A 13503-nucleotide genomic window follows, 5' to 3' on the forward strand; every position below is an offset into this window, starting at 1 on the left:
GGACGAAGGCAATGGCGCGGGAAATCGGCGTGGTGTCACGCGAGGTTCTTCTGGCGGGTGACGGCCTGAGCTTCCTGCGCGGCATGCTCGAGGGCAGGCATCCCGGTCCACCCTTCGCCGATGCCATGGATTTCGATCTCGTCGAGGTCGAGGAAGGGCGCGTCGTTTTCACCGGCAGGCCGTCGCCGCGCTTCTTCAACCCGCTCGGGACCATTCACGGCGGCTGGACCGCGACGATCCTCGATTCGGCCATGGCCTGCGCCGCCCACTCCACGCTGAAATCCGGCGAGGGCTACACGACGCTGGAGATGAAGATCAATTACGTCCGCCCCGTCATGCCCGAAAGCGGCATGGTGCGCTGCGAGGGCAAGCTGATCCATCGCGGCGGCACGGTTGCGACGACAGAGGGCCGGCTGATCGACGAACGCGGCAGGCTTTTGGCGCATGGCACCGAGACCTGCCTGATCTTTCCGGCCAAGGCGAAGGCCTAGACGGCTAGGCTCACCATCCTGTCCAGGGTGACGGCCTGGTTCGCAGCCAACACAGCGGCGCTAGCTCGCGCGGGGTCGATCGTGGTGCGTACGATAGGCGCTGGGACTTTTGCCCATTGCGAGGCGAAAGCGGCGGTTGAAGGTCGAGAGGTCTCCAAAGCCGCAGTCGAAGGCGATCTGCGCGACGCCATGCTCGGAGCGACGAAGCAACAACGCAGCGCGGTGCAAGCGCGTTCGGAGCAGAAATTGGTGCGGCGTCATGCCGACGACGCCCTTGAACGTCCGCAGAAAATGGTAAGGGCTCATCGCCGCCTCCCGGGCGAGCTGGCTCAATGTCAGTGTCTCGCCGGAGCACGCCTCGATGCGTCGCAGAGCCCGGGTGATGCGCCGTGCGTCGCGGGTTGTCGGCGCGGCCTTCGCCGGCTGTCCTTCCGCCAGCGTCGATGCCACCGCGCCGGCTAGCCTGATCGCAAGCTCCTCATAGGAAGCAGCGTCGCCGCCGCCGGCTTCCATCTCGGCCGTCAATGCGGCAAGCGCCGGGGAAGGCGGCAGATGCGGCCGGGAGAAGCCGAGTCGCCGGGCTCCGGGAACACCTGCAAGGATGCTTTCCAGATAGGCCGGGTCGAACTGGAAGGCGAGGCAACGGTCTCCGGTCGCATGCTCGTGGCCACACTCGAAACAGCTGCCGTGATTGCCGAGCAGAAGCGACCCCGGGGCTAGCAGCGCCGTCCCCTGGGCTGAACGGTACTGGAAGCTGCCGCTCGCGACGGCGGCGATGCAGCAATACGCGTGCTGTTCCTCGAAGACACGGTCGCCAGGCCCCGCCGTGCAGATGATATCCAGCACGCGCCAGCCGGCACCTGAGGCCAGAAGATGGGCCATCGTCATCCTCCCAGTTTAGCAATTTTCCCCAAGTGCGAGGAGAGGCACGTGGTCTAAGCCGGACCATATGATCCTGGCTGGAGCCCGAACATGACAGCAGCGCCAAGGATGCCAGATGGCGCCTTCAAGCCAATGTCCCGTCGCATCCCGGATTTCCCCGACCTACCCTGAACAGGAGACGACCATGCTCGATCATGTTTCCATCGGCGTCAGCGGGATTGCCCGCTCGAAGCGGTTCTACGATGCCGCGCTTGGCGCGCTCGGCTATCGCTGTCTCAGCGAGGACGAGACCACGCTTGGCTACGGCAAGGATGCCGTCGCCTTCTGGCTCGGCGCAGTCGCGACGCCGGTGCCGGCCGACTCCGGCTCAAACCTGCACTTCTGCTTCGTAGCGCCGAGCAGACAGAGCGTGGATGCCTTCCATGCCGCGGCTGTCGGACAAGGCGGATCGGATAATGGCGGCCCCGGCCTGCGGGAATCCTATGGGCCGAACTACTATGCGGCTTTCGTGGTCGATCCGGACGGCTATCGCCTCGAAGCCTATTGCGCGCGGCCTACCGCCGGCTGACCGCGATCGCGCCCGCGACGATCAACAGCGCGCCAGCATAGGTCGTATAGAGCGGCACTTCCGCGAAGACGAAATAGCCGAGCAGGCTCGCCCAGATCAGCGCGGTGTATTCGATCGGCGCGAGCCTGGAGGCTGCGGCGCGGGCAAAGGCGGAGGTCAGGACGAGATGGCCGGCGACACCGAGCGCGCCCGCTGCGAGATAGGCGCCCAGATCGCGCGCCGTCATCGGCACGAAAGCGAAGGCCGCGGGAATGGCAAGGCAGAGCGCCGGCCCACAATTCTGGAAGGCGACGATGACGGCCGGATGCTCCTTCACCGCGATGCGCCGCAGCAGGATGAGATTGAAGGCATAGGAGACCGCGGAGAATAACGCTGCCGCGACGCCGAGCCCGGCGCCGCTGACATGTCCCTGCAGTCGTGGCCACACCATCACCAGCATGCCGGCGACACCAAAGCCGAGCGCCTGCAGAATGCGCGAGTCGAGTTTTTCCTTGAGCAGCAGCGCGCCGAGCAGCGCCACGAAGACCGGCGCGAGGAAGGACAGGGTCAGCGCTTCCGCGAGCGGCAACACCGAGAGCGAATAGAAAAAGCTGCCGGCCGTAACCACCACGAGCGGGATGCGGATGGTGTTGCCGATCAGGCTGTCGCGCGTCGGGAAGGCCGGCCGCGCCAGCAGCAGCACGGCAAGCGCGCAAAGCCCACCCATGGCGAAGCGCATGAACAGCGCCACGATGAACGGCTGGTGCTGCATCTGCCCCTTGATCACGGCGTCCATGGCCGTGAGCAGGGCGATGCCGAGCGCGGCTCGCAGCGCGGTGTTGCCGGTCATGCCTGGCGGCCGCTAAGCGGTTTGCGGAAATGGTATTCCCAGGTCGCCGAGACATCCGCGAGATAGCGTTCGCCCGGCCAGCGGCGAAAGCCGAGCTTCTCGTAGAAGCGGTGGCCGCGCGCAAAGCGCGTATCGGACCACAGCATCATCTCGACATAGCCGCCGGCTTCGCTGAAACGCAGCGCCTCCGAAAACAGCGCCTGCGCCAGCCCCGAACCGCGAAAAGCCGGATCGGCATAGACCTTGGTGATCTCGACGGCGTTCTGCTCGGGCAGCGGCGTGACGCCAAGCGAACCGGCAATGCCGCCGCCCGGCGCGTCGGCGATCCAAAGTCTGCCACCCTTCGCGGCGAAGTGGCTGGCCGGGTGCCTGAGCTCGGGAAACTCGGACCATTCGAAGACGCAGTTCGGATATTCCGCGAAGCTCGCGGCAATCAATGTCGCAAGCGGCTGCGAATCGGTGTCGCGCGCGGCGCGGATCGGCGGGAGCAGGGCTGTCATCGGGTTCGCTTACGGCCAATAGCGTTGCGCGAATAGAGGGTGCGCAAGCACGCCCACCATGCCGTTACCGCAGCAGCGCCAGCGCCGCATGATGTCGCAAGCTTCCCCTTGGAAAAGCATGGCCGGCCCGCTACGCCATGGTGACGGCAGGTTCAACGCCCGCGCCTTGAGTCGCAAGGCCCTTGCCGGATTGGCGCCGTGATCGGGACCGCAGACCAAACCGCATGACCGTCCTGCTGCCCTTCGTGATCAATGCGGGACTGAACTTCGTCCTCGGACTGTTCATCGCCTTTTTTCTCGGCCCCGCCGAGTTCGGCCGTTACGCCATTGGCGCGGCCATCGTCGTTCTCATCAATACGGCGCTGCTCGACTGGCTGAAACTGTCCGCCGTGCGGTTTTATTCGTTGAAGACGCGCGAGACCCAGCCCGAAATCCGGGCGACGCTCGATGTGCTGGTGGCGGGGATCAGCGTCTCGCTCTGCGGCCTGCTGGTCATAGCCATCGCCGTCGGCATCGATTTCAGGCTGCCGGCGATGCTGCTGGCCGCCTCGGTGCTCGGCGGAATCGGGGCCGGATTGTTCGACTATCACGGCGCCATCGCCCGGGCCCGCTTCCTCGACGCCGCCTATGCCCGCCTCGTCATCGTCAAGAACGTGATGGCGCTGATCCTGATGGTCGGGGGCGCCTGGCTGACGAAGGACCCGACCGTGGTGCTGCTCGGCGGTTTGCTCAGCGTCGCCATCTCGTTGTTGGCGGTGCGCCGGTCGCTGGCGGATGCCCCGCTCTCGCTCGCTGCCGGCCGCAAGGATCTGGCATGGACGTTCGCTGCCTATGCGCTGCCTCTGGTCATCGGCAACGCGATCTATTCGCTGATCCCGCTGCTCAATCGCTCGCTCCTTGCAAATGCCCATGGCTTTGCCGAGGCCGGCTATTTCTCGCTCGCCTCGGACATGGGCCTGCGGCTGTTCGGGACCTTGGGCGCGACGCTTGAGATCGTCTTGCTGCGCGAGGTGATCCGGCTCGACGAGACGCGCGGGCGGCGCGCGGCGCAAAAGCGCATCGCCAAGAATATCGTCGTCGTGCTGATGGTTGCCCTGCCGATCGTCACGGGCTTCTGGATGGTGCTGCCGGCCTTCGAGCGGCTGGTCGTTCCCGCGAGTTTCCAAGGCCGCTTCTCGACCTATATGGCGCTGCTGCTGCCCGGTTTTGTCGCGATCACAATCTTTCACGCCGCTCTCTACCCGGTCTTCCTGCTGGGCAAGCGCACAGCGATCACCACCTTCGCCGCCGTGCTGGGGCTTGCCGTGAACCTTGCACTGGTGGCGGGCTTCGCGCCGAGCTCCGCGCCGACGGTCTATGCCGTCGCCCAGAGCGCGGCCTTCCTCGCCGTACTCGTGGTGACCGGTGTCGCGGCGTTGCGCACGCTGCCGGTGCCACCCTCGCTGCGCGATTGCGCCTGCGTGGTCCTGGCTGTGGGCCTGATGATTGCGGCGCTCTGGCCGCTATATGGCCTGTTCGCCGCGCCGATCGAACTCGCGCTGCAGGTCACGCTGGGCATGGCGGTCTACGGCGCGACGCTGCTGGCCTGCGACGTGATGCATTGCCGCCGCGGCCTCTTGTTCTGGTGGTCGACGCGCCGAATCGGTCGCAGCTGAGCGCGTTTCGGTGCAGGGTAATCTCGGTCTGCGCGTGACCTGGTGACGAGGGTCGAAGCATCGCCGCCGCCGATTGCTCTGGAAACGCTTCGTTGACTCTCTCCTTAGCAGGGTTGCTAAGGTTAATTCGTCGAATTCGGGCGATAGCGGGTCGAAAGGCGCCGCCGAATTCTCGGATTCACCAATCCTTTTAACGCTGCTCGGCAGGCTCGCTCACAGTTGATGTCGAGAGAGTTGCGTCATGCGTCCAGTCCTCTTCGTTCCGCTCCTTGTCCTGTCGGGAGCCTGCGTCCTTGCGGGGCCGGCCTCCGCGCAGAACTACGCCTATCCCAGGCCTGCCGATCCTATGACGACCGCCTCGTCGGGGCGCGGCAATTACGGTGGCGGCTTCATCGAGATGCTGATGACCGGCCGGGATCCCACGCCGCAGGGCGGCCGGGGCGGGGCGGTTTACAACCGGCCGGGCGGCTACTCCGCTTACGGACAGAGCGCGCGTGCGCCGGCAGGCTATGAGGCCGATCCCTTCGAGCAGGCGCGGCAGGCGCGCACACCCGGGCGGCGTATGGCGGCGCTGGGCGAGCCGATCGCGGCGGAACGCCCGATCGAGCGGGTCATCGACCCCCGCTTTCACAAGCAGGAGGTCGCTTATGACGGCCCCTACAAGCCGGGCACCGTCATCATCGACACGCCGCAGCGCTTCCTCTTCCTGGTCCAGCCGGGCGGGCGGGCGCTGCGCTATGGCATCGGGGTCGGCCGTCCCGGCTTTTCCTGGGCGGGGATGAAGACGGTCAGCCGCAAGGCCGAATGGCCGACCTGGACGCCGCCGCCCGAAATGCTGAAGCGCCGGCCCGATCTGCCGCGCTTCATGGCCGGTGGCCCGGAAAACCCGATGGGCGCGCGCGCGATGTATCTCGGCTCCTCACTATACCGCATTCACGGCACCAACGAGCCGCACACCATCGGCCAGGCGGTCTCTTCGGGCTGCATCCGCATGACCAATGACGATGTCACCGATCTCTACGAGCGGGTCCGCGTCGGCGCGAAGGTGCTGGTGATCTGAGGCCCGCGACAGGCGGGAGCGCAATCGCTTCCGCCTGCGTCACGAACTGCCGATGAAGATGCCGGTGGCCAGCACGAGCAGGCCGCCTAGCACGATCTGGACGATCGCCGAGGTGAACGGCGTCTCCATGTACCGCCAGCGAATCCACGCGATCGCGATGAGCTCGATCGCGACGACGATGCCGGCGATCGCTGTCGCCGTCCAGAAATCGGGAATGAGATAGGGCAGGGTGTGGCCGAGCCCGCCCACCGTGGTGGCGATGCCGCAGGCGGCTCCGCGCACCCAAGGGTGCCCGCGCCCGGTGATGGCGCCATCATCCGACAGCGCTTCCGTCAGGCCCATGCTGATCCCGGCTCCGATCGAGGCGGCGAGGCCGACGAGAAAGGCGTCCCAGGAGTTCTGTGTCGCGAAAGCGGCGGCGAAGATCGGTGCGAGGGTCGAGATCGAGCCGTCGATCAACCCGGCGAGGCCCGGCTGTACGATCTGCAGAACGAGAAGCCGACGGCGCGTCTGGCTTTCCTCGGCGGCAGCGTCGGGCGTCATGATGGTTTCGCCGAGCCGCAGCGCCAGGCTCTCATGGCTCTTCTCGATCTCGGCAAGGTCCGCCAGCAGCCTGCGGGTCTCGACGTCGCGCGCCCGCTCGGCGGCCCATGCGTAGAAGCGCGACGCTTCCTCTTCCATCAGACCCGCCTGCGCGCGGGCGGTATCGAGCCGCAGACCGTCCATTAACCAGACCGGGTTGCGCTTGAGGAAGCCCTTCACGTCCTGCCGCGTGATATAGGGCAGCTCCTTGCCGAAGCGGCGTTCGTAGAGCGTGAGCAGGCCGTGGCGATGGCTCTGCTCCTCCTTCGCCATCTCCTCGAAAACCCCAGCGGAATGGGGGTAGAGCGGCCGAAGCCGATTGGCGAAGGAGAGATAGATCCGCGAATCCTCCTCCTCATTGGCGATGGCGAGCGCAAGAACCTCGGCCTCGTCCAGCTCATCGATGCGTTTCATGGTTCACCATAGATTAGAATAATTCTAATCTAATACTGATGTCGCGCGATGGGAAGGCCGGAATATGAAAACGGCCCGCCGGGAGGGCGGGCCGTTCTTCGTCGTTTGGAATGGTGCTGCGCGATCAGGCCCAGCTATCGTCGTCGTCTCCGCCGAAGCTGGAGCCGTCGTCATAGCCGTCATCGACCGGCGCCTCATTGGCAGCCTGCTGATAGTTCGCCGCATTGGACGAGCCATCATCATAGTTGGTGGTGTCGCTGGCCGCCTGCGTATTGGTGTCGGCGGGCTTTTCCGCCGCGGTGCTGCTCGCTTCCGAGGCCTTCGCCTCGCCGGGCTTGTTGCCGCCGCCGAAGGCGTTGGTCAGCACATTGCCCAGCATCATGCCGCCGGCAACGCCGGCAGCTGTGGTGAGCGCGGTCGCCATGAAGCCGCCGCCGCCACGGGCCGGAGGCTGCTGAGCCGCCTGATTGGACCAGGGGCCGGGCTGCTGTGCTGCCGGGCCGGGCTGTCCGGGGGCAGGTTGCATGCCCGGTGCCGCCTGCATCGTTCCCGGTTGCTGTCCGCTCCAGGCGCTCGAAGGGGCCTGACCGGCGCGTTGCGGGAAGGACGGCACGGAGCGGGGACGCTCCGGCTGGGCGCCGCCACCGAAGATGCCGGAGAGGAAACCGCCGGACTGGGCGGGAGCCTCGGGCGGACGGGTCTGGAGGTCGCGAACCTGCGCCTGCAGATCCTCGACCTGCGCCTGCAGGTTGGTCAGCGCCTGCTCCTGCACATAGACGGCCTGTGCCATGGCATAAGGCGCGTAGGGCTGTGCCCGCAGGCGCTCGGCGATGAAGTTTTCAGCCTCGGGGTCGCGGGGCTGGTTGGCCGCCTGCGTCAGGCGGTCGAAAATCCCGGCGATCACGTCGCGTTCTTGCGGCGTCATCGTCATCTCCTCTCATTGCGGGCGGCGCGGTTGCGCCGCCGCTCAAGAGGTGGTGCCTGCCTGTGACGGTATCAAGGCGGTCCGAAAACTACAGAACGCCGTCGTCGGAAGGGTCGGAGGTGAATTCGTCGAAGGTCTCGCCCGGCTGGGGCTTCAGCAACGGCCCGCGGTTGAGCACCACAACGGAGGTGCCGGTCGGGACGCGGCTGTGCAGGTCGATGATGTCCTGGTTGAACATGCGGATGCAGCCGCTCGACACCGACTTGCCGATCGACCACGGCTCCGAGGTGCCATGGATGCGATAGAGCGTGTCGCGGTCGCCCTGGTAGAGATAGAGCGCGCGGGCGCCGAGCGGGTTGTCGAGGCCGGCCTGCATGCCGCCGGCCCAGGGGCCGTTCTTCTCGGGATCGCGCGCGACCATGGCCGCTGTTGGGGTCCAGCGCGGCCAGGCTGCCTTGCGGCCGACCGTGGCGCGACCGCGCCAGGACATGCCCTGCTTGCCGACGCCGATGCCGTAGCGGATGGCGCGGCCGTTCTCGCGAACGAGGTAGAGATAGCGGTTGTCGGTGTCGACGACGATCGTGCCGGGCTGCTCACGCGTCTGATAGGCGACGTCCTTGCGCAGGAAGCGCGGGTCGACCTCCGAGAGATCGGTTTCGGGAAGCGGAAACTTCTCGTCCGGCCGCTCGCCATACATCTCCAGATATTCCGGGCTGATGGCCGGAGCGCGGGAAACCTCGAAAGGCTGCGGCCGCGAACTGACGCATGCCGCGAGGAATAGCGGCAGCATCGCGACCGCGAGGCGTCGCGAAGGCAAGGGAGCGTGTGAAGGGGGAAGGCGGTCGGAGGCGTCGGCGGACATGAAGTTTGGCTCTGCTTATTGGTCTTGCGAAGGGCGAACACTAACGGTGAAAAAGCGCTTCTGTTCCATCAGCGGCGCCGTATGACCCTGTTCAAGGCGGTGGAGATGGCCGTGGGGTGGGCGTAATATGGCGAAAATGTGGCCGGCAACAGCTGTTGCGAAACGGCCACAGCACCAAATGGCTCAGCCCAGCGCAACCAGACCGAGCCGCTCGCGCGCCCACCAGCGCCGCAGCATCAGCACGGCGACGATCGCAAGCCCCACCGCAAGGCCGATCCAGATGCCGATGCCGGCCAGCGGGGTCCAGAACCCGAGCAGCATCGAGAGCGGCAGGCCGATCCCCCAATAACCGACACCGGCATAGATCATCGGCAGGCGGGTATCGCCCAGGCCCCTGAGAATGCTGGCGCCGACGACCTGCGCGCCATCGGCGATCTGGAAGATCGCCGCATAGAACAGGAAGGTTATCGCGAGTTCGGTGACGACGCGCGATCCCGGCTTGGTCGCATCAAGGAAGGGGCCGACAAGAACCTGCGGCGCCAGCAACATGACGAGCGCCGTCGCGGTCATGAAGCCGATGGCGAGCACGACTGCCGTCGTTCCCGCGCGCCTGACACCCTCCTTGTCGCCCGCCCCGAAGGCGCGCCCGACGCGGACCGTTCCGGCCTGGCCGATACCCAGCGGCACCATGAAGGTCAGCGACGCGATCTGGATGGCGATCGCATGCGCGGCAAGCGATGTCGGGCCCAGCAGGCCCATCAGGAAAGCGGCGCCGTTGAAGATCACGACTTCGAAGGCGAGCGTCGCGCCGATCGGCAGGCCGAGATGCCAGAAGGCCCGGTAGCGCTGCCAATCGGGAACCCAGAAACGGCCAAGCAAGCGATAGCGCCGGAAGCGCCGGTCGACCGACACGGCTATGACGAGCCCGAGGAACATCAGCGTCGAGGACAGGGCGGTCGCCAGGCCCGAGCCGGGCAGGCCGAGCGCAGGAAAGCCGAGCCGGCCGAACATCAGGCACCAGTTCGCCAGCACGTTGAAGCCGACCGCGAACAGCACGACGGCGAAGGCCCAGAACGGGCGCTGCAACGCCGTCACGAACCCGCGCAGTGAGAGATAGAGGAAGAACGGCAGCAGGCTCCATTGCAGCGTGTGGACATAGGAGGCGGCCGCCTTCGATAGCCCTGCGTCCTGGCCCATCGCCCGCAGGATCGGTTCGGCCTGCCAGAGGAACAGCCACATCGGGCCGACCAGCGTCGCCGCGGCCCAGAAACCCTGCCGCACCGTCCGGCGCAGATCCCTCACCGCATGGCGGTTGCGCCCGAGCTCGATCGCGATCATCGGCGAAACCGCACTCATCACACCGATGCCGAAGATCAGCACGGCCATGTAGAGATTGGAGCCGAGCGCACCGGCCGCGAGCTGATCGGGCCCGAGATGGCCCATCATCACGACATCGGTCGCCGTCATCGCCGTCTGCGCGACATTGGTCAGGACCATCGGCCAGCTCAGCGCGAGCATCGCCTTCGCCTCGGCAAGCCAAGGGTTCGTCGTCGCGGCGCGGATGGCGAGATCGGACATGGGGCGTCGCTTCTAGCGTTCCTTGCCCGCACAGGACAGCGACGAATGCGCCGGCCCGATGCGCGTGGGCGGGTCGACAAGCGCCAGCCCGGCCTGCATCTTGCCTGGGTGCCCACTTTTGATGCGCCTTGCCTTGCTGGCCTTGATGGAGACGAAAGCGAATGAGCAGCAATCTGCGGATCGACGGCGCGAGGCTGGTGTCGCGGCTGGCGGAGCTTTCGAAGATCGGCGCGACGCCTGAAGGCGGCTGCCGGCGCCTCGCCTTATCGGATGAGGACAAGCAGGGGCGCGATTGGCTGGTCGGGCAGATGCAGGCGCTCGGACTCGCCGTGAAGATCGACGCAATCGGCAACATCGTCGGCATCTTGAAGGGGCAGGAGGAGGGGCCCGCCGTCATCCTGGGTTCGCATATCGACACGGTCGGCACCGGCGGGCGCTTCGACGGCGCGCTTGGCGTCATCGCGGGTGTCGAGGTGCTGGCCGCATTGCGCGATGCCGGGCTGACGCCCAGGCGCGACATGGCCGTGATCGCCTTCACCAACGAGGAGGGCGCGCGCTTCCACCCGGATATGCTCGGCTCCTATGTCTGGGCCGGCGGCATGAGCGTCGAGGCCGCCCATGCAGAGAAGGATTCCGATGGTGTGGTGCTCGGTTCCGAGCTCAGGCGCATCGGCTATGAAGGCGCCGAGCAGCCGGGCTTCCTGAAAGCCCATGCCTATCTCGAAATGCATATCGAGCAGGGACCGGTTCTGGAGAGCGAAGGCGGCGGCCTGGGTGCGGTCACCGGAATTCAGGGCATCTGCTGGCTGGAGCTGACCCTGAAGGGCAGGCCCAGCCATGCCGGCACCACGCCGATGGTCTATCGCAAGGACCCGGGGCTGGCCGCCGCGCGCATCAACATCTTCGCCAACGAACTGACCAAGACGATACCCGGTCAGCTCGCCAATTGCGGCGTCATCCGTGTCCAGCCGGGTAACGTCAATGTCGTGCCCGAGACGGTGGTGATGACGCTCGATCTGCGCAATCCGCTCGATGCGCCGCTGGCGCAGGCGGAGGCGGCGGTGCGCAAGTTTTGCGCGGAACTGTCCGAGCGCGACGATATCGCGATCAGCTTCCGCGACCTCGCCCGCTTCCCCGCCACGCCCTTCACCGAAGAGCTGATCGCCGGCGTCGAGCAGAGCGCGACCGAACTCGGCCTGCCGATCCGCCGGATGATCTCGGGTGCCGGGCATGACGCGCAGATGATGTCGCGGCTGTGCCCGACGGCGATGGTCTTCATCCCGTCCATCGGCGGGCTCTCGCACAACCCGGCGGAGTTCAGCACCGACGAGGACATGGTCGCCGGAGCCAATGTGCTCCTCAGCGCGGCGTGGCGCGTGGCGAACGCGTGATTGATACGATCTCGTCGTCATTGCGAGCGCAAGCGAAGCAATCCAGGAACGGCAGAGCTCTACGTCCCCGTGGATTGCTTCGCTTACGCTCGCAATGACGGGATGCGGTTCACACTATCTCTATGATTGGAGCCCAGCCTCATGACGACAATCGCCTCGTTCTCCGCCGTCGAACTCGGCAAGCTCTACGCCGATCGTGAACTCTCGCCGGTCGAGGTCGCCAAGGATGCGCTCGACCGGATCGAGCGCTTCGAGCCCGATATCAACGCCTTCGTCGTGCGCGACGCAGAGATCACGCTAAACATGGCGGAAGCCTCGCAGGCGCGCTGGCTCAAGGGCGCGCCGCTTGGCCCGCTCGATGGTGTCCCCGTCACCATCAAGGACAATATCGGCGTCGCCGGCTGGCCGATGCGCCGCGGTTCCGCGCTTGCATCCTCCGCGCCCTGGCCCGAGGATTCGCCTGCCACGGCTCGCCTGCGCGAGGCCGGCACGGTCTTTCTCGGCAAGACGACGATGCCCGAATATGGCTGGAAGGGCGTCGGCGATTCGCCGCTATCGGGCATCACCCGCAATCCCTGGGATATCGCGACCGGCCCCGGCGGCTCGTCTTCGGGCGCAGCCGCCTGCGCCGCACTCAATCTCGGCTGCATTCATATCGGCACTGACGGCGCCGGCTCCGTGCGCATCCCCGCCGCTTTCACCGGCGTGGTCGGCCTCAAGCCGAGCTATGGCCGCGTCCCGGCCTATCCGGTGTCGACCATGGGCTTCCTCGCCCATCTCGGCCCGCTGACCCGCACCGTCACCGATACTGCGCTGGCCATGAACACGATCGGCCGGCCCGATAATCGCGACATGACCGCGATGATCGACGAACCGCCCGACTATGTCGCCGCCCTCGCTGGCGGCGTGAAGGGCCTGCGCATGGCCTGGTCGCCTCGCCTCGGCGGCGATGTGACGGTCGATCCGGAAATCGCGGCCCTCACGCGTGCCGCCGCCATGGCCTTCCGCGATCTCGGTGCGACGGTGGAGGAGGTCGATCCCGGCTTCGACGATCCCATCGAGACCCTGATGACGATCTGGTCATCGGGCGCTGCCCTCGCTTTGCGCAGCGCAAGCGCGGCGGATCGGGAGCGGATGGATCCAGGTCTCGTCGCGGTAGCGGAGCAGGGCGAGCGCATCCCGGCCTCTGGATATGTCGATGCCCTGCTCAACCAGCGCAATGCACTTGCCCATCACATGGCGCAATTTCATGCACGCTTCGATCTGCTGCTGACACCGACGCTGCCGCTGCCGGCCTTTGCTGTCAGCCGCAACACGCCCGGACATGGCGCCTATGGCGAGGACTGGACGCGCTGGACGCCGTTCACCTATCCCTTCAACATCACGCAGGCCCCCGCGATCTCATTGCCTTGCGGGCTGACGGCTGCCGGTTTGCCGGCGGGATTGCAGCTTGTCGGCGCTTTCGGGCGCGATGCACTGGTTTTACGCGCCGCTGCCGCATTTGAAAATTTGCGACCATTCGCGCGGGTCGATGCGCCCGTTAAAACGGTTTAGCCGATTCAACGCAATTTTCTGCCGTTCGCTATCGAAAGCAGGCACGCCCTGTCGAATTTCCCGGGGGTCCCCTGAACAGGTTCCGTCTGGCACGAACCCTGCACCGCCTCCTTTGACCATAGGTGCCGGGCCAAGCGTGTTGTCATGGACGATTTTTCTGCCCAAACTCGCGCCAAGGTTACCCGACTAGAGGTTGCCGCTTCAGGGGAGAA

The 13503-nt window shown here is 66.2% G+C and carries 13 protein-coding genes; 6 read left to right on the forward strand and 7 right to left on the reverse strand.

From position 1 onward, the window contains the following. Positions 1–11 precede the first annotated feature (11 nt). Entirely contained in the window at positions 12–491 is a 480-nt protein-coding gene (locus C4S73_RS03740) for a PaaI family thioesterase (RefSeq protein WP_103871075.1), read from the forward strand. Between the two features lie 60 nt (positions 492–551). On the opposite strand, the gene C4S73_RS03745 is transcribed toward C4S73_RS03740, so the two are convergent. Beyond that, positions 552–1373, reverse strand: a complete 822-nt coding sequence (locus C4S73_RS03745; RefSeq protein ID WP_342210558.1) for a helix-turn-helix domain-containing protein — start codon at positions 1371–1373, stop codon at positions 552–554. A gap of 184 nt (positions 1374–1557) precedes the next feature. Between C4S73_RS03745 and C4S73_RS03750 the strand changes: the two genes are divergently transcribed. Continuing rightward, a complete protein-coding gene (locus C4S73_RS03750) occupies positions 1558–1941 on the forward strand; it encodes a VOC family protein (RefSeq protein WP_103871077.1) in 384 nt (127 codons plus the stop codon). Here the strand turns inward: C4S73_RS03750 and C4S73_RS03755 are convergent. Together C4S73_RS03755 and C4S73_RS03760 are read right to left on the reverse strand one after the other, a co-directional pair. Next, the gene (locus tag C4S73_RS03755) at positions 1928–2770 is read right to left on the reverse strand and encodes a DMT family transporter (RefSeq protein WP_103871078.1); all 843 of its coding nucleotides are present in this window, start codon (positions 2768–2770) and stop codon (positions 1928–1930) included. The two genes, C4S73_RS03750 and C4S73_RS03755, sit on opposite strands and share 14 nt — an antisense overlap. Continuing rightward, positions 2767–3270 carry a GNAT family N-acetyltransferase gene (locus C4S73_RS03760; protein ID WP_103871079.1) on the reverse strand — a complete coding sequence of 168 codons (504 nt, stop codon included), beginning with the start codon at positions 3268–3270 and terminating at the stop codon, positions 2767–2769. The genes C4S73_RS03755 and C4S73_RS03760 overlap by 4 nt, the downstream gene beginning before the upstream one ends. 224 nt (positions 3271–3494) lie before the next feature. On the opposite strand from C4S73_RS03760, the gene C4S73_RS03765 reads away from it, so the two are divergent. Both C4S73_RS03765 and C4S73_RS03770 read left to right on the forward strand, forming a co-directional pair. Next, positions 3495–4925, forward strand: a complete 1431-nt coding sequence (locus C4S73_RS03765) for a lipopolysaccharide biosynthesis protein (RefSeq protein ID WP_103871080.1) — start codon at positions 3495–3497, stop codon at positions 4923–4925. Between the two features lie 241 nt (positions 4926–5166). Beyond that, a complete protein-coding gene (locus tag C4S73_RS03770) occupies positions 5167–5985 on the forward strand; it encodes a L,D-transpeptidase (protein WP_103871081.1) in 819 nt (272 codons plus the stop codon). A 39-nt stretch (positions 5986–6024) separates the two neighbouring features. Here the strand turns inward: C4S73_RS03770 and mbfA are convergent, their stop codons facing one another. The 4 genes from mbfA to C4S73_RS03790 form a co-directional block, all read right to left on the reverse strand. Then, the gene (gene mbfA / locus C4S73_RS03775) at positions 6025–6981 is read right to left on the reverse strand and encodes an iron exporter MbfA (protein WP_103871082.1); all 957 of its coding nucleotides are present in this window, start codon (positions 6979–6981) and stop codon (positions 6025–6027) included. A gap of 124 nt (positions 6982–7105) precedes the next feature. Then, entirely contained in the window at positions 7106–7906 is an 801-nt protein-coding gene (locus C4S73_RS03780; protein ID WP_103871285.1) for a DUF2076 domain-containing protein, read from the reverse strand. Between the two features lie 88 nt (positions 7907–7994). Then, positions 7995–8696 (reverse strand): L,D-transpeptidase, encoded by a 702-nt coding sequence (locus tag C4S73_RS03785; protein WP_103871083.1) that lies wholly within the window; start codon positions 8694–8696, stop codon positions 7995–7997. Between the two features lie 255 nt (positions 8697–8951). Then, positions 8952–10346, reverse strand: a complete 1395-nt coding sequence (locus C4S73_RS03790) for an MATE family efflux transporter (RefSeq protein WP_103871084.1) — start codon at positions 10344–10346, stop codon at positions 8952–8954. A 161-nt stretch (positions 10347–10507) separates the two neighbouring features. On the opposite strand from C4S73_RS03790, the gene C4S73_RS03795 reads away from it, so the two are divergent. Both C4S73_RS03795 and C4S73_RS03800 read left to right on the forward strand, forming a co-directional pair. Further along, on the forward strand, positions 10508–11737 hold the full coding sequence (locus C4S73_RS03795) for a M20 family metallo-hydrolase (RefSeq protein ID WP_103871085.1): 1230 nt from the start codon (positions 10508–10510) through the stop codon (positions 11735–11737). Between the two features lie 141 nt (positions 11738–11878). Beyond that, positions 11879–13291 (forward strand): amidase, encoded by a 1413-nt coding sequence (locus C4S73_RS03800; protein WP_103871086.1) that lies wholly within the window; start codon positions 11879–11881, stop codon positions 13289–13291. Positions 13292–13503 lie beyond the last annotated feature (212 nt).

Source organism: Allobosea lathyri (assembly GCF_900108245.1).
Classification (GTDB): domain Bacteria; phylum Pseudomonadota; class Alphaproteobacteria; order Rhizobiales; family Beijerinckiaceae; genus Allobosea; species Allobosea lathyri.

What these genes read in the sequence shown, in the direction of transcription:
- C4S73_RS03740 (WP_103871075.1), top strand. Translation starts at nt 12, where the DNA reads ATGGCGCGGGAAATCGGCGTGGTGTCACGCGAGGTTCTTCTGGCGGGT.
- C4S73_RS03745 (WP_342210558.1), bottom strand. Translation starts at nt 1,373, where the DNA reads ATGGCCCATCTTCTGGCCTCAGGTGCCGGCTGGCGCGTGCTGGATATC.
- C4S73_RS03750 (WP_103871077.1), top strand. Translation starts at nt 1,558, where the DNA reads ATGCTCGATCATGTTTCCATCGGCGTCAGCGGGATTGCCCGCTCGAAG.
- C4S73_RS03755 (WP_103871078.1), bottom strand. Translation starts at nt 2,770, where the DNA reads ATGACCGGCAACACCGCGCTGCGAGCCGCGCTCGGCATCGCCCTGCTC.
- C4S73_RS03760 (WP_103871079.1), bottom strand. Translation starts at nt 3,270, where the DNA reads ATGACAGCCCTGCTCCCGCCGATCCGCGCCGCGCGCGACACCGATTCG.
- C4S73_RS03765 (WP_103871080.1), top strand. Translation starts at nt 3,495, where the DNA reads ATGACCGTCCTGCTGCCCTTCGTGATCAATGCGGGACTGAACTTCGTC.
- C4S73_RS03770 (WP_103871081.1), top strand. Translation starts at nt 5,167, where the DNA reads ATGCGTCCAGTCCTCTTCGTTCCGCTCCTTGTCCTGTCGGGAGCCTGC.
- mbfA (WP_103871082.1), bottom strand. Translation starts at nt 6,981, where the DNA reads ATGAAACGCATCGATGAGCTGGACGAGGCCGAGGTTCTTGCGCTCGCC.
- C4S73_RS03780 (WP_103871285.1), bottom strand. Translation starts at nt 7,906, where the DNA reads ATGACGCCGCAAGAACGCGACGTGATCGCCGGGATTTTCGACCGCCTG.
- C4S73_RS03785 (WP_103871083.1), bottom strand. Translation starts at nt 8,696, where the DNA reads ATGCTGCCGCTATTCCTCGCGGCATGCGTCAGTTCGCGGCCGCAGCCT.
- C4S73_RS03790 (WP_103871084.1), bottom strand. Translation starts at nt 10,346, where the DNA reads ATGTCCGATCTCGCCATCCGCGCCGCGACGACGAACCCTTGGCTTGCC.
- C4S73_RS03795 (WP_103871085.1), top strand. Translation starts at nt 10,508, where the DNA reads ATGAGCAGCAATCTGCGGATCGACGGCGCGAGGCTGGTGTCGCGGCTG.
- C4S73_RS03800 (WP_103871086.1), top strand. Translation starts at nt 11,879, where the DNA reads ATGACGACAATCGCCTCGTTCTCCGCCGTCGAACTCGGCAAGCTCTAC.